Source organism: Vibrio sp. 970 (assembly GCF_033339075.1).
In genome coordinates, this window is record NZ_JAWOTW010000009.1 from 188220 (window position 1) to 206431 (window position 18212).

Annotated in this window: 16 protein-coding genes; 12 read left to right on the top strand and 4 right to left on the bottom strand. The window is 45.0% G+C overall.

From position 1 onward, the window contains the following. The first annotated feature begins 4 nt into the window (after positions 1-4). The 9 genes from nusA to R7Q11_RS15175 all read left to right on the top strand — a co-directional run bounded on the left by nusA (position 5) and on the right by R7Q11_RS15175 (position 11619). Positions 5-1492 carry a transcription termination factor NusA gene (nusA, locus tag R7Q11_RS15135; protein ID WP_005380084.1) on the top strand — a complete coding sequence of 496 codons (1488 nt, stop codon included), beginning with the start codon at positions 5-7 and terminating at the stop codon, positions 1490-1492. 22 nt (positions 1493-1514) lie between these two features. Next, positions 1515-4226, top strand: coding sequence for a translation initiation factor IF-2 (gene infB, locus R7Q11_RS15140; protein WP_005380086.1), 2712 nt, complete (start codon positions 1515-1517; stop codon positions 4224-4226). A gap of 114 nt (positions 4227-4340) precedes the next feature. Continuing rightward, complete coding sequence (gene rbfA / locus R7Q11_RS15145) at positions 4341-4736, top strand: 30S ribosome-binding factor RbfA (protein WP_005380087.1); 396 nt, start codon at positions 4341-4343, stop codon at positions 4734-4736. Then, positions 4736-5689, top strand: coding sequence for a tRNA pseudouridine(55) synthase TruB (gene truB / locus R7Q11_RS15150; protein WP_025768208.1), 954 nt, complete (start codon positions 4736-4738; stop codon positions 5687-5689). Before rbfA ends, truB begins: the two co-directional genes overlap by 1 nt. Before the next feature lie 141 nt (positions 5690-5830). Then, positions 5831-6100, top strand: a complete 270-nt coding sequence (gene rpsO / locus R7Q11_RS15155; protein WP_005380094.1) for a 30S ribosomal protein S15 — start codon at positions 5831-5833, stop codon at positions 6098-6100. Positions 6101-6392: 292 nt separating this feature from the next. Beyond that, on the top strand, positions 6393-8528 hold the full coding sequence (gene pnp, locus R7Q11_RS15160; protein WP_005380098.1) for a polyribonucleotide nucleotidyltransferase: 2136 nt from the start codon (positions 6393-6395) through the stop codon (positions 8526-8528). Between the two features lie 178 nt (positions 8529-8706). After that, positions 8707-9627 carry a lipoprotein NlpI gene (gene nlpI / locus R7Q11_RS15165; RefSeq protein ID WP_005380101.1) on the top strand — a complete coding sequence of 307 codons (921 nt, stop codon included), beginning with the start codon at positions 8707-8709 and terminating at the stop codon, positions 9625-9627. Between the two features lie 99 nt (positions 9628-9726). Then, positions 9727-10149: a MarR family winged helix-turn-helix transcriptional regulator gene (locus R7Q11_RS15170; RefSeq protein WP_005380103.1), complete on the top strand. Its 423-nt coding sequence runs from the start codon at positions 9727-9729 to the stop codon at positions 10147-10149. A gap of 123 nt (positions 10150-10272) precedes the next feature. After that, positions 10273-11619: an MATE family efflux transporter gene (locus R7Q11_RS15175; RefSeq protein WP_054579097.1), complete on the top strand. Its 1347-nt coding sequence runs from the start codon at positions 10273-10275 to the stop codon at positions 11617-11619. A gap of 53 nt (positions 11620-11672) precedes the next feature. On the opposite strand, the gene R7Q11_RS15180 is transcribed toward R7Q11_RS15175, so the two are convergent. From R7Q11_RS15180 to R7Q11_RS15190, 3 genes are all read right to left on the bottom strand, one after another. Further along, complete coding sequence (locus R7Q11_RS15180; RefSeq protein ID WP_225466555.1) at positions 11673-12551, bottom strand: U32 family peptidase; 879 nt, start codon at positions 12549-12551, stop codon at positions 11673-11675. Between the two features lie 20 nt (positions 12552-12571). Continuing rightward, a complete protein-coding gene (locus R7Q11_RS15185; protein WP_005386427.1) occupies positions 12572-13585 on the bottom strand; it encodes a peptidase U32 family protein in 1014 nt (337 codons plus the stop codon). A 133-nt stretch (positions 13586-13718) separates the two neighbouring features. Beyond that, positions 13719-15758, bottom strand: coding sequence for a bifunctional diguanylate cyclase/phosphodiesterase (locus R7Q11_RS15190; protein ID WP_005380112.1), 2040 nt, complete (start codon positions 15756-15758; stop codon positions 13719-13721). A gap of 363 nt (positions 15759-16121) precedes the next feature. Between R7Q11_RS15190 and R7Q11_RS15195 the strand changes: the two genes are divergently transcribed. Beyond that, the gene (locus R7Q11_RS15195) at positions 16122-16649 is read left to right on the top strand and encodes an SCP2 domain-containing protein (protein WP_005394645.1); all 528 of its coding nucleotides are present in this window, start codon (positions 16122-16124) and stop codon (positions 16647-16649) included. After that, on the top strand, positions 16633-17136 hold the full coding sequence (locus R7Q11_RS15200) for a GNAT family N-acetyltransferase (protein WP_005380119.1): 504 nt from the start codon (positions 16633-16635) through the stop codon (positions 17134-17136). The genes R7Q11_RS15195 and R7Q11_RS15200 overlap by 17 nt, the downstream gene beginning before the upstream one ends. Positions 17137-17198: 62 nt before the next feature. Here R7Q11_RS15200 and R7Q11_RS15205 read toward each other — a convergent pair whose 3' ends face one another. After that, positions 17199-17645 carry a hypothetical protein gene (locus R7Q11_RS15205; RefSeq protein ID WP_005380120.1) on the bottom strand — a complete coding sequence of 149 codons (447 nt, stop codon included), beginning with the start codon at positions 17643-17645 and terminating at the stop codon, positions 17199-17201. A gap of 159 nt (positions 17646-17804) precedes the next feature. Between R7Q11_RS15205 and R7Q11_RS15210 the strand changes: the two genes are divergently transcribed. Further along, positions 17805-18206: a DNA polymerase III subunit psi gene (locus R7Q11_RS15210; RefSeq protein WP_005380121.1), complete on the top strand. Its 402-nt coding sequence runs from the start codon at positions 17805-17807 to the stop codon at positions 18204-18206. The last annotated feature ends 6 nt before the right edge of the window (positions 18207-18212 follow it).

Below are 18212 nucleotides of genomic sequence, written 5' to 3' on the forward strand. Positions count from 1 at the left end.
TACAATGAGTAAAGAAATTTTAGCGGTAGCAGAAGCGGTATCGAACGAAAAAGCGGTACCTCGTGAGCGTATCTTTGAGGCTCTTGAGATTGCTCTAGCAACTTCTACAAAGAAAAAATACGAAATCGAAATCGACGTACGTGTTGCCATTGACCGTAAAACCGGTGAATTTGTAACTTACCGCCGTTGGTTAGTTGTTGATGACGTTGAGAACCCTACAAAAGAGATCTCACTAGAAGCAGCGCAATACGAAGATGATTCAATCGAGCTTGGCGACTACGTAGAAGACGAAATCGAATCAGTAACGTTTGACCGTATTACGACTCAAACTGCTAAGCAAGTTATCGTACAAAAAGTTCGTGAAGCTGAGCGCGCACAAATCGTTGAACAGTTCATCGACAATGAAGGTGATCTAATCACTGGTGTCGTGAAAAAAGTAAACCGTGACACAATCGTGCTTGATCTTGGTAATAACGCTGAAGCGGTAATCCTGCGTGATGACCAACTTCCTCGTGAAAACTTCCGTCCAGGCGACCGCGTACGTGGCCTTCTTTACAAAGTCGCGCCTGAAGCACGTGGTTTCCAATTGTTCATCACTCGTTCTAAGCCAGAAATGTTGGCAGAACTGTTCCGTGTTGAAGTGCCTGAAATCGCAGAAGATATTATCGAGTTGAAAGGCGCAGCACGTGATCCTGGTTCTCGCGCTAAGATCGCTGTCAAAACAAATGACAAACGTATCGACCCTGTAGGTGCGTGTGTTGGTATGCGTGGTGCACGTGTACAAGCTGTTTCTGGCGAACTTGGTGGTGAGCGTATCGATATCGTTCTTTGGGATGATAACCCAGCTCAATTCGTTATCAACGCAATGGCGCCAGCTGATGTTGCTTCTATCATCGTTGATGAGGATGCACACTCAATGGACATCGCAGTTGAAGCTGACAACCTAGCGCAAGCTATTGGTCGTAACGGTCAAAACGTGCGTCTAGCATCTCAACTAACAGGTTGGGAACTGAATGTTATGACAGTTGCTGATCTTCAGAAGAAACACGCTGAAGAATCACAAGCATCTATTGAAAACTTCATGAAGTACCTAGATATTGAAGAAGACTTCGCTCAACTTCTTGTTGAAGAAGGTTTCTCAACGCTAGAAGAAATCGCATACGTGCCAGTTAACGAGCTACTAGAAATCGATGGTTTGAATGAAGAACTAATCGAAGAGCTTCGTGGACGTGCAAAAGATGCACTAACGACGATCGCACTAGCACAAGAAGAGTCTTTTGAAGGTCTAGAACCAGCTGAGGACCTACTTGCACTTGAAGGTCTTGAGCGTGAGATGGCATTTAAATTGGCAGCGAAAGGTGTAGCGACACTGGAAGATCTTGCTGACCAAGGTATTGACGATTTAGAAGGTATCGAAGGCCTGACCGAAGAACGTGCAGGTGAGCTAATTATGGCCGCACGTAACATCTGTTGGTTCGGCGAAGAAGCATAATTTTCGGCAAGGAGGAAGCGGCATGACACAATTAACAGTTAAAGCACTGAGTGATGAGATTGGTACGCCAGTCGACCGCTTGATTGAACAACTTGCTGACGCTGGCATTAAAAAGGCGAGCTCTGACAATGTTACTGATGAAGAGAAGCAGAAGCTTCTCTCTCATTTAAAGAAAGAACACGGTGATAAATCAGGTGATTCAGAGCCGACTCGCCTTACGCTTCAGCGTAAAACTCGTAGTACACTTAGTGTGAACGCGGGTGGTGGTAAGAGTAAGAATGTTCAGGTTGAGGTGCGCAAAAAACGTACATACGTGAAGCGCAGCACAATTGAAGATGAAGCGAAACGTGAAGCTGAAGAAGCAGCACAACGTGAAGCAGAAGAAGCAGCAAAACGTGCAGCAGAAGAAGCTGCAAAACGTGAAGCTGAAGAAGCTGCAAAACGTGAAGCTGAAGAAGCTGCAAAACGTGAAGCGGAAGAAAAAGCGAAACGTGAAGCTGAAGAAAAAGCGAAGCGAGACGTAGATACGAATGCACAACGTAATGCTGAAGAAAAAGCAAAGCGTGATGCTGAAGAGAAAATTAAGCAAGAAGCAGCGCGAAAAGAGGCCGACGAGCTTAAACGTCGTCAGGAAGAAGAAGCTAAGCGTAAGGCTGAAGAGGAAAGTCAGCGCAAGCTTGAAGAAGCTCGCGAATTGGCTGAAAAGAATAAAGAGCGTTGGTCTGCTGCAGAAGAGAAAAAGGGTGATATGGAAGATACAGATTACCATGTAACGACTTCACAATACGCACGTGAAGCCGAAGATGAAGCAGATCGCAAAGTAGAAGGCGGTCGTCGTAAGAAGAAAAAAGCAGCTTCGGGTAAAGACGACCAAGCTCGCGGTGGCCGTAACAACCAACGTGGCGGTAGAGGTCGTAAGGGCAAACTTGCTAAGCCGACTTCAATGCAGCACGGGTTTGATAAGTCAGCAACGGTTGCTAAGCAAGACGTTGTAATTGGCGAAACGATCGTTCTATCAGAACTCGCTAACAAGATGTCGGTTAAAGCGACAGAAGTTATCAAAGTAATGATGAAGATGGGCGCTATGGCGACTATCAACCAAGTGATCGACCAAGAAACAGCACAACTTGTTGCTGAAGAAATGGGCCATAAAGTAGTTCTTCGTAAAGAGAACGAACTGGAAGAAGCGGTACTATCTGACCGTGACACTAACGCGGAAGCAGTTCCACGTGCTCCAGTTGTTACTATCATGGGTCACGTTGACCACGGTAAAACGTCAACACTTGACTACATCCGTCGCACACACGTTGCTTCTGGCGAAGCGGGTGGTATTACTCAGCACATTGGTGCGTACCACGTTGAAACAGACAACGGCATGATCACGTTCCTTGATACTCCTGGACACGCAGCGTTTACTGCAATGCGTGCTCGTGGTGCTCAAGCAACAGATATCGTTGTTCTTGTAGTTGCAGCAGACGATGGCGTAATGCCACAAACAGTAGAAGCGATTCAGCACGCGAAAGCGGCAGGCGTTCCTCTAATTGTTGCTGTGAACAAGATCGATAAAGAAGACGCGAACCCAGATAACGTTAAGAACGAGCTTGCTCAATACGACGTTATTCCTGAAGAGTGGGGCGGTGAGAACATGTTCGTTCACATCTCTGCTAAACAGGGTACAAACATCGATGGTCTTCTAGAAGCAATCCTTCTTCAGTCTGAAGTTCTTGAACTTACAGCTGTAGCTGAAGGCATGGCATCTGGTGTTGTTGTTGAATCTCGCCTAGATAAAGGTCGTGGTCCAGTTGCAACAGTACTTGTTCAATCAGGTACACTAAACAAAGGCGACATCGTTCTTTGTGGTCAAGAATACGGCCGTGTTCGTGCAATGCGTGATGAGCTAGGTAAAGAAATTACTTCGGCTGGCCCATCTATCCCTGTAGAGATCCTAGGTCTTTCAGGTGTACCATCTTCAGGTGATGAAGCAACAGTAGTTCGTGACGAGCGTAAAGCGCGTGAAGTAGCTAACTACCGTGCTGGTAAGTTCCGTGAAGTGAAACTTGCTCGTCAGCAGAAATCTAAACTAGAGAACATGTTCTCTAACATGACTGCTGGTGAAGTTGCTGAACTTAACGTTGTACTTAAAGCAGACGTTCAAGGTTCTGTAGAAGCAATCGCTGACTCACTAGTTAAGCTATCTACTGACGAAGTTAAAGTGAACATCGTTGGTTCTGGTGTAGGTGGTATTACGGAAACTGACGTAGTACTAGCGGAAGCTTCAAACGCAATCATCCTTGGCTTTAACGTTCGTGCAGATGCTTCTGCTCGCCGTGCTGTTGAAGCCGCAGCTGTTGACTTACGTTACTACTCAATCATTTACCAATTGATTGATGAAGTGAAACAAGCAATGGGCGGTATGCTTGCTCCAGAATTCAAGCAAGAGATCATTGGTCTTGCTGAAGTTCGTGACGTGTTTAAGTCACCGAAACTGGGCGCTATCGCTGGTTGTATGGTTACAGAAGGTGTGATCAAGCGTAACAACCCAATCCGTGTACTACGTGATAACGTTGTTATTTACGAAGGTGAACTAGAGTCACTACGTCGTTTCAAAGACGACGTTCAAGAAGTTAAGAATGGCTACGAATGTGGTATCGGCGTTAAGAACTACAATGATGTTCGCGTTGGTGACCAAATCGAAGTCTTCGAAATCGTTGAAATTAAACGTACTCTAGACTAATTGACTAAAATTACTAATATTGTCTTTGAAAGATAAGTAGTAATTGGTTGTTGAATACACCATGGGGGGCTGGCTTTGACCAACCCCCCATTCTTTCTATATAAGAGTAAAGATATGTCAAAAGAATTTAGCCGCACGCAGCGCGTTGCACAGCAGCTGCAAAAAGAACTAGCGATGATCCTTCAACGTGAAGTTCGTGACTCTCGCCTTGGCATGGTGACGATCTCAGACGTAGAAGTCTCTCGTGACCTAGCTTACGCAAAAGTATTTGTGACCTTCCTGTGTGTGGGTGAGCAAACACCTGAATCATGTCTAGCAGCGCTACGTGAGCACGAAGTGCACATTCGCATGATGTTAGGTAAGCGTATTCGTCTACGTTTAACGCCAGAAATCCGCTTCCACTATGACAATACGCTTGTTGAAGGTATGCGTATGTCTAACCTAGTGTCTGAAGTCGTTAGTTCAGACAAACAAAAGCAAAAAGATTCTGGTCGTGAGGACGAAGAATAATGGCTCGTCGTCGTAAAGGTCGTCCAATTAATGGCGTTATACTGTTGGACAAACCAACAGGTATCTCTTCCAATGATGCACTGCAAAAAGTAAAGCGAATCTACTTTGCCGAGAAAGCAGGCCACACTGGAGCCTTGGACCCATTAGCGACAGGCATGCTGCCAATTTGCTTGGGTGAAGCGACAAAATTTTCTCAGTTTCTTCTTGATTCTGATAAACGCTACCGCGTGATCGCAAAGCTGGGTGAACGTACTAATACGTCTGACTCGGATGGTGAAGTTGTAGAGACGCGTCCAGTCGATGTTACGTTAGACAAACTAAAAGCGTGCATCGATCAGTTCCGTGGCGAATCTGATCAAGTACCTTCCATGTTTTCAGCGTTGAAATATCAAGGGAAACCCTTGTATGAATACGCTCGTAAAGGCATCGAAGTTCCGCGCGAATCTCGTAAGATCACGGTATATGAGATTGTTCTTCACCGTTTTGAAGGCGATGAAGTAGAGATGGAAGTGCACTGCTCTAAAGGTACCTATATTCGTACTATCGTTGATGATCTGGGCGAAATGTTAGGTTGTGGTGCGCACGTAACTATGCTTCGTCGTACTGGTGTTGCTAAATACCCTTACGAGAATATGGTAACACTTGAGCAACTAAATGAGTTGCTAGAGCAAGCTCACCGCGAGGAACGAGCGCCTCGAGAACTACTGGACCCGCTACTTTTGCCAATGGATACAGCGGTAGAAGACTTACCAGAAGTCAACTTGGTGCCTGAACTGGCGGATATGGTCCAACATGGGCAGCCCGTTCAAGTATTTGGTGCTCCGACAGAGGGCTCACTTCGCCTTACTATGGGTGAAGAACGCTTATTTATTGGCGTTGGCGAAATGAACGAAGATGGCAAAATCGCTCCTAAGCGATTGGTCGTGTTCCGAGATGACGTTGCATCCAAGTAAATGATTGAAAATACCGACCTGAGTGTCGGTATTTTTATATTGCACGAGATAGGAAATTTCCCTATAATCCGCGCTTCGCGTAGCGGCTGAATCAGAGATTGGCTGCTACAACTTTAAACCTACTCTTATTAGGAGAGAATTATGTCTCTGAATGCAGAAACTAAAGCAGCAATCGTTGCAGAATACGCACAAGGCGAAGGCGACACTGGTTCACCAGAAGTTCAAGTAGCTCTACTTACAGCTTCTATCAACCACCTACAAGGTCACTTCAAAGCGCACAAAGGCGATCACCACAGCCGTCGTGGTCTTCTACGCATGGTTTCTCGTCGTCGTAAGCTTCTAGATTACCTAAAAGGTAAAAACCTAGCTCGCTACCAAGACCTAATCAAACGTCTAGGCCTACGTCGCTAATCAGCGACTGCATAGCAGTTTGTCTAAAAAGGGGCTTTATGCCCCTTTTTTGTTGCCTAAATTTAGCCAAATTAGACTTATGCCGTTATAATACTGGCGGCTAAACCTTGTAAGAGGTTTTCTCAAAAGCTCATAGCATTACAGTCAACCACGTCGACCAAAAGGTCGCGACTATTCAAAAGGAACTTCCGAGTTTCTTTTTACTAGTCGCGATTCGTAATGCCTTGAGTGTCAATTAACACATCTAAGATTTCTTTAAGCACTAAAGGAAGATTAGAAACAAGGAATAACAATGTTCGAAAAACCAGTTGTTAAAACGTTCCAGTACGGTAACCACACAGTTACTTTAGAAACTGGCGTTATTGCACGTCAAGCTACAGCAGCAGTTATGGTCACAATGGATGATACGTCTGTATTCGTATCTGTTGTAGGTAAAAAAGAAGCCGTTGCAGGTCAAGACTTCTTCCCACTAACGGTTAACTACCAAGAGCGTACTTACGCTGCGGGTAAAATCCCAGGCGGCTTCTTCAAACGTGAAGGTCGTCCTTCTGAAGGCGAAACGCTAACAGCTCGTCTAATCGACCGTCCAATCCGTCCGCTATTCCCAGACGCGTTTAAAAACGAAGTTCAGGTTATCGCGACAGTAATGTCTGTAAACCCAGATGTTCAGCCAGATATCGTTACAATGATCGGTACTTCTGCTGCTCTTGCTATCTCTGGCATTCCATTCAACGGCCCTATCGGTGCGGCGCGTGTTGGTCATATCGATGGTCAGCTTGTACTTAACCCTAGCCAAACTGAACTAGAAACTTCTAAGCTTGACCTTGTTGTTGCAGGTACAGAGTCAGCAGTACTGATGGTTGAGTCAGAAGCGGACAACCTAACTGAAGAAGAAATGCTAGCGGCGGTTGTTTATGGTCATGACCAACAACAAGTTGCTATTCAAGCTATCAACGAATTCAAAGCAGAAGTTGCAACTCCTGCTTGGGATTGGGTTGCTCCTGAAGAGAACACAGCGCTTAAAAATAAGATTGCTGATCTAGCAGAAGCTAAACTTGTTGAAGCTTACCAAATTACTGAGAAAATGGCTCGTTACGACCGCATCCATGAGATCGCTGCGGAAGTAAATGAAGTTCTTCTTGCTGAAGATCCTGAAGCAGACACAAAAGAAATCCACACTATCTTCCATGATCTAGAGAAGACAGTAGTACGTAGCCGTATTATTGCTGGTAACCCTCGTATCGATGGCCGTGAAAAAGACATGGTTCGTGCACTAGATGTACGTACTGGTGTTCTTCCTCGTACTCACGGTAGCGCGCTATTCACTCGTGGTGAAACTCAGGCGATCGTTACTGCAACGCTAGGTACTCAGCGTGATGCTCAAATCATCGATGAGCTAACTGGTGAGCGTAAAGATCACTTCCTACTGCACTACAACTTCCCTCCATACTGTGTAGGTGAAACTGGTTTTGTAGGTTCTCCTAAGCGTCGTGAAATCGGCCACGGTAAACTGGCGAAGCGTGGTATTGCTGCAGTAATGCCTTCTGTTGATGAGTTCCCATACACAGTACGTGTTGTATCGGAAATCACTGAATCTAACGGTTCATCTTCAATGGCTTCAGTATGTGGTACTTCTCTTGCGCTTATGGACGCAGGTGTACCAATCAAAGCATCTGTTGCTGGTATTGCAATGGGTCTTGTTAAAGAAGGTGACGATTTCGTTGTACTTTCTGACATCCTTGGCGATGAAGACCACCTAGGTGACATGGACTTTAAAGTAGCAGGTACTAACACTGGTATCACTGCACTTCAAATGGACATCAAGATCGAAGGCATCACTAAAGAAATCATGCAAATTGCGCTTAACCAAGCTCAAGGCGCACGTAAGCACATCCTATCTGTAATGGATGAAGCAATCTCTGGTGCTCGTGAAGACATCTCTGAATTTGCTCCGCGTATTCACACGATGAAGATCAGCGCAGAGAAGATCAAAGACGTTATCGGTAAAGGTGGTGCAGTTATCCGTGCTTTAACTGAAGAGACTGGTACAACTATCGAAATCGAAGACGACGGTACTATCAAGATTGCGGCAACTGAAGGCACTGCTGCGAAAGAAGCTATCCGCCGTATCGAAGAGATCACTGCTGAAGTTGAAGTGGGCCGTATCTACACAGGTAAAGTTGCACGTCTAGCGGACTTCGGTGCATTCGTAACGGTTCTTCCAGGCAAAGATGGTCTTGTACACATCTCTCAAATCGCCGAAAAACGTGTTGAGAAAGTGTCTGACTACCTAGCTGAAGGTCAAGAAGTTCAAGTTAAAGTTCTTGAAATCGACCGCCAAGGCCGTGTACGTCTAAGCATGAAAGAAGCGGTAGAAAAGCCAGCTGAAGAAGCTGCTGCTGAAGCACCGGCTGCTAAAGACGAGTAAGACAAAATGAGACTTTCAGCCTTTTATTAGATTAAGGGCCTGAAAGCATGTTATAAAAGGGGAGCATTTTCGCTCCCCTTTTTTGGTTTGTTTCGATGTATTAACCTCAAACGAGGTTATCGCCTATATTGCATTAAGAGAAACAAATCTTGAGCGGTCCAAACAGGAGTATCAATTAGTGAAATGGTTTCAAACCGCAATTTTATGTGTTGCTATCGCGCTGACCGGTTGTGCAAATACTTCTCAACAATCAGCACAAAAGTGGTTATATCCACCGATGGCGGTGCCACTTCAGCCTAGTGTTCAACAAGAAGTACAAATCGCGCGTCTATCGCAGTTGCTACAACGTCCCGACCTTAGTGATGAAGTGCGCGCTAAAATGCATTATGAGCGCGGTAGCTACTACGACAGCGTTGGTTTGCGTGATCTTGCCCGTTTGGACTTTAACCAGTCTTTGCAGTTGAATCCTGCTCAGCCGGACATCTTCAATCTTTTGGGAGTATACTTTACCCAAGTAGGAGAGTTTGATGCGGCATATGAAGCGTTTGACTCGACCATAGAGTTGGCTCCTGATAATACCTATGCTGAGCGCAACCGTGCGATTGCACTGTATTATGGTGGCCGAATCGATCTCGCTTTAGAAGATATGACCAAGCATTATCAAGAAATGCCAACGGATCCTTTTCGTTCATTATGGCTGTACATCATCGAAGCTGAGCAAAATCCAGAGCAAGCAAAAGCCAATCTTCAACAGCGTTATTTACGAGATCGTAGTGAAGAGTGGGGATGGGTTCTTGTTGCCATCATGCTACGAGACGTCTCGGACGAAGACGCGCTTAAAGCAATTATGGATGGAACGAGAGAGAACTATCGCCTAGCTGAACGATTGACGGAAACGTATTTCTACCTTGGAAAGCGTAATCAGCTTGAAGGTGATATCGCAAGTGCCATCTCACTTTATAAGCTCGCGATTTCGTTCAACGTTTACGATTATGTTGAGCATCGCTATTCTTTCTTGGAGCTGGCGCAAATTTACGATCAATTACAGCAAGATAGATTGGCCAAGTTAAAGGCTGCCAAGAAGCTGGAAATTGAATGATTTAGAGCCGCTCGATGAGAGCGGCTTTTTTTATGATTGAACTTGATGAGTGACTCATTTAAAATAGTTAGTCTTGCTAACTAAGTGGTGGTGGCTTTTATGGCATTAGAAGAAAGCTTGATTGATTTAGAGCGTTTTTGCGCCAAAGCTTGGCGTGTCTATGCCAAAGAAGATCCATTATCACATCTAAGCTTTAATGAGTTCGATTATTTACGTGTGATTCAGGTTTACCCTGAGGGTGTGCGAATAACCGATCTTGCAGAAGAGCTGCAAGTGACTAAGCCTTCCGCATCGACAATGGTTGTGCGTTTGGAAAAAAAGGGTTTGGTGAAACGCATCGCATGTAATGAGGATGCTCGTGCTAAGCGTGTGTTGCTTACGGAAGAAGTCGCAGAAAAAATGTCTTTGGAGCAGGTAGTGTACAAAGATATCTCTGACCAAATGATGCAACAATTAAATCAGCAAGAAGCTGAGCAGTTACAAGCTTTACTGAATAAAGCATTGAGTAATAAGTCATTTTAAACTAAAGCAAAGACCTCAGCTGTATGGTTTAGTTTTTGTTGTTTCATCTTTTTTTATTTAATTTAACCATTTAGTTAGTCTTGCTAATTAAATGGTTAGCTTTGCTAACTACTGGTGACAGTCATGCAAAACTCAATTTATAGACAGTTTTGGAAATATACGATTCCAACCGTCGCAGCAATGCTCGTAAACGGTTTGTATCAAATAGTTGATGGCATTTTTATTGGCCGTTATGTTGGCGCTGACGGATTAGCTGGGATCAATGTTGCGTGGCCTATTATCGGTTCGATCCTCGGTATAGGAATGATGATTGGGGTGGGGACTGGCGCGCTGACTTCGATCAAGCAAGGAGAGAACGATCATGAAGGCGCTAAGCGAATCCTAACGACCGGATTGACGTTGTTAGCGGCATTGATGCCGATCGTTGCTACAATATTGTTCTTGTTTTCGGATGAATTTATTCGCTGGCAAGGTGCGGAAGGGCGAGTGTTTGAACTTGCGCTGCAATATTTGCATATTCTGATTGTCGCGTGCGTATTCACGTTGGGTTCTATCGCAGTTCCGTTTTTATTACGCAATGACGACAGCCCGAACTTAGCAACGATTTTGATGGTCATCGGTGCCGTTATTAACATTGTATTAGACTACGTATTTATTGCTTGGTTGGAGTGGGAGTTAACCGGAGCCGCTATTGCCACTGCACTTGCACAATTAGTGGTCACTGTGCTAGGTATTGGTTACTTCTTTACTTCAAAAGCAACATTACGCCTTCGTATCAGCGACTTCAAAGTTCAGGTTGATGCTGCACCAAAGATTATCATGATAGGTACATCAAGTTTCTTTATGTACGCCTACGGCTCTGTGATGGTGGCACTGCACAACGCGTTATTTGCTCAATACGGAAGTGCAATGTTGATCGGAGCGTACGCCATTTTGGGGTACATCGTGACGGTTTACTATCTGATAGCCGAAGGAATTGCGAATGGTATGCAGCCTTTAGTGAGCTTCAACCACGGTGCACGTAATCAGGAGAACATCAGAAAGTTATTAAAGGTCGCGATGGGGACATCTGTGCTTGGCGGGGTGGCGTTCGTTGTTTTGATGAACCTTTTCCCGTACGAACTGGTTTCGGTGTTTAATAATGCAGACCAACAGTTGATTGATAGCACGGTGATCGGGATTCGTTTACACATGTTTGCGTTGTTCTTAGATGGTTTTTTAGTTGTGGCGGCCGCGTACTATCAATCAGTAAACAAAGGCAGCAAAGCCATGTTTGTAACACTAGGCAACATGCTGGTCCAGTTGCCATTCTTATTCATTATGCCGAAACTTTTCGGCGTGACAGGCATTTGGTTAGCTTTCCCATTGTCTAACATTGCATTGAGTTTGGTCGTGATCAGTATGTTGTGGCGAGATGTGAAAAAGCTGCTTAATGAAACTTCGGCTGAGCCAACAGTGCAAGCCTGTTAACAATGGCTGATAGAGAAAAGCGAGGTTGGGCCTCGCTTTTCTTTTTTGGGGAGCTAAATGTTTTTTACTTCTAAGCCAGCTAGCTGATGCCAATAGCCATTGCATTGGCGGCTTTCAAGTTTTTCAGGGTTGTCGCCGTGCTCGTTTGAGCGAAAATGCTCTAACTCAGAAAGTGTACTCACACCGAGAGGGCTTAATCGGACCACATCAACCAGGCCTTGCATACTTGGTAAGTCATTGATCAGGTTATAACAATACCCTGATTGTGTTTGAATGCCGTTAAGGTTAAAGACTTCTTGCCCTTCTTGGCTACTGACCTGGATTCCCGTAGGGTATTTGATACAGCAGGTTTCGCAATCGTCTTTCGCTCGGTTTTCAGCTCGGGCTGTGAAACAGCGAGCGGAATACGCTAAAGGTAAATAACCGTGGCTAAATACCTCAACTTCAAACTTGTTACGAATACCCAGCTCGTCACACTGAACTAAAGTATCGTTTAACCATTCGCGAGAGAGCTCGACAGGCATGCACCAACGCATCATACCTTGCTTCAAAAATAAGTTGAGCGTGTGTGCGTTATAAGTATTGATTGCAGGGCCAACGACGAAAGGCACTGTATGCTCTGATGCCAATTGAACAGCAGATACGTCATTTGCTTCAATCGCGAAGTCACCGTTGTCGATGTACTTCTTCATTATGTTTACTTCACTCGGAGCTTCTAGTAGTGCCATTGTTGATAGCACCACTTGCTTGCCAGATGCAGACAGCTCTTTTGCGATTTCAAGCCAATGCGAAGGCTTCATTTCTCGACGTTTTGAACATACGGTTTCCCCAAGATAGATGATGTCCGCGGAGCTTGATTTCGCTTGTTCATAAAACGCTTCGATATCTTGTTTTGGCCAGAAGTACAACAGCGGGCCAAGCGCGTATTTCATTGAATTATCCATCTTAACCTCTACTGCCATTTGCGGTGATAAGCACCAAGTGTGGTCTGCGTACCTTCAGACACGTTTGCCAATGCGGCATCCCAAGCCGCTTCGACTTGATAAGCTTCTGGGTTTGCTTGGTAACGGTCAATCGCGGCTCGCCATGTTCGAGTGACTTGTTCTACGTAAGCTGGGCTACGTTGGCGACCTTCAATTTTTACAGACGCCACATTTGCAGCAAATAGTTCTGGCAGCATAGAGAGGGTGTTCAAACTGGTTGGTTCTTCCAGTGCGTGGTAGCGTTTTTTCTCGCCTTCGATTTCTGCTTCGAAACGACCTTTACACAAGGTAGGGTAGCCCGCATTTTCACCGGCGCTGTAGCGATCGATCAAAATGTCGTTAAGGCGGGATTCCAGACCATTTTCTGTTTCTTGCCAGCGAACGTACTTAGCTGGAGAGCATGCTCCCACAGTGTTTGGAGACTCGCCTGTCATATATGACGATAGGTAGCAGCGACCTTCAGACATGATGCAAAGGCTACCAAAAGCAAAGACTTCTAACTCGACATCGCTAGTGATGTTGCGTGAAAGCTGTTTGACCTGATGAATCGATAAAACGCGAGGTAATACTACCCGTTTTACGTTGAAGTTTTGTTTGTAAAAATCAATGGCTGCGACGTTGGTCGCTGATGCTTGCACTGAAAGGTGTAGTTCTAGATCGGGATATTTGCGAGCCGCGTACTCCAGCACTGCAATGTCTGCAACAATCAGCGCGTCTACACCCAGTGCCGCTGCATTGTCTACTGCGTTCGTCCAGCGCTCGAAGCCATTGGGATGAGCGAAGGTATTCAACGCGACATGAATTTTTTTATTGCGGTCATGAACGTATTGCACCGCTTTTTCTAACTTTTTGCCGTTAAAGTTGAGGCCTGCAAAGTGACGGGCGTTGGTATCATCTTTGAAACCAATGTAGACGGCATCGGCACCGCAATCAATCGCAGTTTTTAACGCAGGCAGGTTACCCGCGGGACACAAGAGTTCCATATGCTCACAATCATTGAGAATAAAAAGGTGTCCGCATTTTATGAAGAATTATGAATAGCGAAATTGACCTAAGTTAGGTTTAGCTCAATAAAGTCGATATTTACCCCTTGCGAGTAAGGGTATCGGGTCGGGGTTAGTTCTTGTGACGACGATTCTGTACAAACAGCTCTTCAATTTCATGTTTTGGCTGCGGGCGATAAAAATGGAATCCTTGAATCGCATTACATTGAAGGTTAGAGAGCAGGGTCGCTTGCTGGTGGGTTTCCACCCCCTCGGCAACGACAGTTAAGTCGAGCGACTTACCCAGATTAATGATGTTTTCAATCACAGTGACTTGTTTCGGTAGTGTGTCGATATCATTAATAAAAGCGCGGTCGATTTTTAGCTCGTCAATAGGGAAACGCGCTAAGTAAGAAAGAGAAGAGTAGCCGGTACCAAAGTCATCGATAGAGAGAGCGAAGCCAAGCTTTTTAATCGCATTCAACATTTGCAGTGTATGTTCGCTATCACTCATCACTGCACTTTCGGTTAGCTCGAAGGTAATACAGCTTGGATCAAGCTCGGTAGTGCGAAGCAGCTTTTCCATAAAGTCGATCAGCTGTGGGTTGCCAAATTGCTCGGGAGAGAGGTTGATGGCGACACGGCCTGGCAGTATGCCTTGTTGCTTCCAACGTTTTACCGTATTGAAAACATCACGCATCACGACACGTCCAAGGTGTTCTATTAACCCAGCGCGCTCGGCGACAGGAATGAATGAGCCAGGACTAATGTACCCTTCGACTGGATGCTTCCAACGAACGAGCGCTTCTGCGCCGTTGATACTGAAGTCTCGCGCGTTAACCTTAGGTTGATACCACACTTCCAAACCGTTCTGCTGCAATGCTTTTTGCAGTTCAATTTCAAGCCACAAACGCATACGCGCTTCTTTGTTCATTTGATCGTTAAATTTGATCAGACGATTTCTACCACGATCTTTGGCTTCATACATCGCAGTATCGGCATTTTGTAGTAGGATTCGCGCATCTTGTCCGTCTTCAGGGTATCGAACGCTACCAATTGAACACGCAAGGCGTTTACTGAAGTGGTGCAAGTCGAAAGGTTGGTTGATCAACGAGATAATGCGATCGGACAAAATTTCAGCCATGCGGGTGTTTTCTGGCTCCGGCAGAATGACGCCAAACTCATCGCCACCCAAATGACCAATAATCGCTTGGTTTGGCAGTAACCGTTTAAGACGGGCCGATACCTCTTGAATCACTTTATCGCCAATATGGTGACCAAGTGAGTCATTAATGTTTTTGAAGTTATCGATATCCAAATAGAACACCAGAAGCGGTGTTTGCTTTTTGATCAGCTGTTCCAAACGTTTGGTGAAGCCAAAGCGGTTGTAGAGTTTGGTGAGCGAGTCAATGTGTATGTCTTCATTCGATGCAGAAGACAGGTTTTTGGGCGCATCATCAGCATCTTGGATTAGGATAATTTGAGATTCGCTACCTAATATCGCCGTGGAATCCGCGTGTAGCTGAACTTTCCGTTCAAAGCCGCATCTTGCACTGGTTAAGCAGACAAAAGGTTTGTCAGAAATTAATGTACTCAATCGATGACTAAATACCTTTTTACTGTTTTCATCAATGAATAAACGACTTAGCTCTTCGCCCAACAATTCATGAGGAGAGTTAAGTCCGAGAAGGCGCGCTGATGCGGGGTTCGCAGAGATGACAATATCATCTTCGATAAGCAGTAAGCCGTCTGGTAGCAGTTGTGTTAACTTCGCAAACTTACTTTCGGACTCTTCTAAGGAGCGAACGAGTATCTGCTTTTCTGAAGTATCGACAGCGTGAAAAACAACAAAGCGAATGTCGTTACCTTCAAAAACTGGCGAAAGACTAAAGTGAAGACTGGTTTCAAGGTCGGTTTCATCGAGCGTGATTTCGGCTTCGACATGTGCCCCTTTGAACGCGCGCTGATAGTATGGTGCAAGCTTCTTATAAAACTGTTCACCCAGCACTTGGCAATCGTTTAAGCCGACGATTTCCTCATGACTTAAACCTGCGATATCGCAGTAACGGTCACTTACCATTCGATAATTGTGTTTTTTATCAAGAATGGCAAAGAAGAAAGGGCTATTTGAGGTTAGCGTGGCAAACCAATGTTTTAATTGCTGGGAAGGCATTAGGGTATTACCGATCTCCAATGAGCCAGATTATTCGTCCGTGTATAAAAAGCGACACCCTGATAAGCCTGCGGCGATCTACCACCAAGCCAAAGTGTTACTTGCCATTAAAGGGCTCGCGGTTTTAGCTGTGCAGTCGACAATCACATGGATACGCTCAGATAACTATAACTTTGAAAATACGGTTGTAAAAGTGTTTATCCACCTGTTCGCATCAATAATACACGTAAGTTCAAAAAAAGAAGCGTTAGTGAGCAATAAACCACCAATCTAAAATAAGCACTTTATTGATACATAACAGTAATCTCATCGCCACGATTGCTTAATATAAGCAACCTAATGACAAAGTAACGGATAATGAACGTGTTAAACAAGATTCGCAGTCAACTAGTAAAGAACGCAGCTAATATTTTGCGTTCTCCAGTCCAGTTATTACCACAGCCAATTCAGCAAAAAGCGTTGCTAGAAGGGCTAAAAATGGTGTTTAAAGAAGCCTTGGAAGATGGTGACTTTGAGTTCCTTGAAGACAAGTGGTTAAAAGTTGCGATTAAAGACTTGAACTTAGCATGGTACATCAGCTATCAAGACGAAAAATTGGTGGTAGCTGAAAAACCAGTTCAGGAAGATGTGAGTTTTAGTGGTAATCTAAACGACCTAGTACTGATTGCTGGTCGTAAAGAAGACCCTGACACACTGTTCTTCCAACGTCGCCTTTCAATTGAAGGTGATACTGAGCTTGGCTTAGAAGTGAAAAACTTAATGGACAGTGTCGACTTAGAGCAGTTACCGAAAGCAATGCAAGTCGCTTTGAATCAATTGGCTGATTTTGTTCAGAAAGGAGTTCAAGCGCCTGCACAACCAACCGGAGTAGCGAATGCTTATTCGAACTGAAGCCCCAGCGGACATTCTTACCATTGACCGCTTATTGAAACACGCCTTCCCGACGGAAGCTGAAGCTGAGCTTGTGATGCGTTTGCGCGAAAACAGCAAATTCACGCTTTCCTTAGTCGCGTGTACAGATGAGGGAGAGGTGATAGGCCATGCTTTATTTAGCCCTGTGACCTTAAATGGTGAAGATTTGTCATGGCAAGGGCTAGCGCCATTAGCTGTTCATGAAGATTACCGTCGCCAAGGCATCGCTGCAGAGTTGATCAAAGAAGGTTTTGATTCACTGCGTGATTTTGGTTACCCAGTGTGTGTGGTGTTGGGCGATCCTGATTATTACGCGCGCCAGGGTTTTCAATCATGCGACGAGATGGGCTTTGAATGTGCTTGGGATGTCCCTAAAGGTGCATTTCGAGTCGCAGAGTTGGTCGAAGGTCAATGTGCTGGACGCTCCGGACGCATAGACTATGCGCCAGAGTTCTCTGAACTGTAAATGAAAGAAGCCCACGACTAAGTGGGCTTCTTTCTTATTCACTGAAAACTGAGATAGGGAGGTTAGGATGACTGGTTACTTTTCTTTTTGCCCCAGACCTCTATTTTCGCTTTTTTACTTACCCCTAGCAGGCTAAGTTTTGTGCTTCCCCAGCTACTGTAAGTCATTTCAATCCGTTTTAGCTTGGCTTCTTTTGTACCTGGAAGGCTCCAGGCACGAGTCGACAATCCGCTTGTTAGTACGCCCATAGAGGAAAGCTTTTTCTCACTACCATCTGTCATGACGACTTTTAAACCATTCATGTCTACCGTTCCTTGCACACATTTTAGTTTTATTTTACTGAAGCTTCGGTTTCGGAATAGGCTATTTGGTGTCACGGTATCTGTTTCTGTATGAAAGTTAACGGTTTTCGTTGCAATCAGCTCCCACTCATCGCTGTTATTAGCAAAAACACTCACGCTGGTGGCGGCTACCAGTGTGCAAAGTAGTAGCGTATTTAAGAATTTCATAATGTACCTCATATGTCATACCCAATGTGTGGCCGTTGGCAAAACGCTATGTTCAGGAATATCCAAATCATCTCATTGTGTTCAGGTGTTCCTTGAAGTCCTTTAGGTATAATCGCGATAATTTGATAGGATTGCCCTCGTTCAAATAGGTGACGGAAAATGTCAATTAACGAGAAACAGTATTTACGTGAAATGGGGATCAGCACATGGGAGCTGGTACACCCTGAAAGACTGGAAGGCTATCAATCGCCATTATTGGATTTGCAAAGTTCATGTAAACTCCTATTGGTATCGCCAATATGTCCAGAAAACGAGACGGCATTGATGTTTGAGCGCGTATTAAAAAGCATTAAGCTCACGCTTGATGATGCGCTACACCTAGAGCCTGAGCGCTTATCCATGCTGGGTGAACATCAGCTAGAGTGGGTGTGGTTTGCAGGCTGTGAGGCTGATCAAAGCATCAAGGCAAAGCACCTGACCTCGCCACTATTACAAGATATTGATGGTAATAACGAACAGCGCCGCGCATTGTGGCAACAAATCTGTTCGTACTCTTCTTAACGGAGC

Coding starts and splice junctions, on each gene's coding strand:
- R7Q11_RS15180 (WP_225466555.1), bottom strand. CDS start 12,551: ATGAAATACGCGCTTGGCCCGCTGTTGTACTTCTGGCCAAAACAAGAT.
- R7Q11_RS15175 (WP_054579097.1), top strand. CDS start 10,273: ATGCAAAACTCAATTTATAGACAGTTTTGGAAATATACGATTCCAACC.
- pnp (WP_005380098.1), top strand. CDS start 6,393: ATGTTCGAAAAACCAGTTGTTAAAACGTTCCAGTACGGTAACCACACA.
- R7Q11_RS15170 (WP_005380103.1), top strand. CDS start 9,727: ATGGCATTAGAAGAAAGCTTGATTGATTTAGAGCGTTTTTGCGCCAAA.
- R7Q11_RS15205 (WP_005380120.1), bottom strand. CDS start 17,645: ATGAAATTCTTAAATACGCTACTACTTTGCACACTGGTAGCCGCCACC.
- nusA (WP_005380084.1), top strand. CDS start 5: ATGAGTAAAGAAATTTTAGCGGTAGCAGAAGCGGTATCGAACGAAAAA.
- truB (WP_025768208.1), top strand. CDS start 4,736: ATGGCTCGTCGTCGTAAAGGTCGTCCAATTAATGGCGTTATACTGTTG.
- rbfA (WP_005380087.1), top strand. CDS start 4,341: ATGTCAAAAGAATTTAGCCGCACGCAGCGCGTTGCACAGCAGCTGCAA.
- R7Q11_RS15210 (WP_005380121.1), top strand. CDS start 17,805: ATGTCAATTAACGAGAAACAGTATTTACGTGAAATGGGGATCAGCACA.
- R7Q11_RS15200 (WP_005380119.1), top strand. CDS start 16,633: ATGCTTATTCGAACTGAAGCCCCAGCGGACATTCTTACCATTGACCGC.
- R7Q11_RS15190 (WP_005380112.1), bottom strand. CDS start 15,758: ATGCCTTCCCAGCAATTAAAACATTGGTTTGCCACGCTAACCTCAAAT.
- infB (WP_005380086.1), top strand. CDS start 1,515: ATGACACAATTAACAGTTAAAGCACTGAGTGATGAGATTGGTACGCCA.
- R7Q11_RS15185 (WP_005386427.1), bottom strand. CDS start 13,585: ATGGAACTCTTGTGTCCCGCGGGTAACCTGCCTGCGTTAAAAACTGCG.
- rpsO (WP_005380094.1), top strand. CDS start 5,831: ATGTCTCTGAATGCAGAAACTAAAGCAGCAATCGTTGCAGAATACGCA.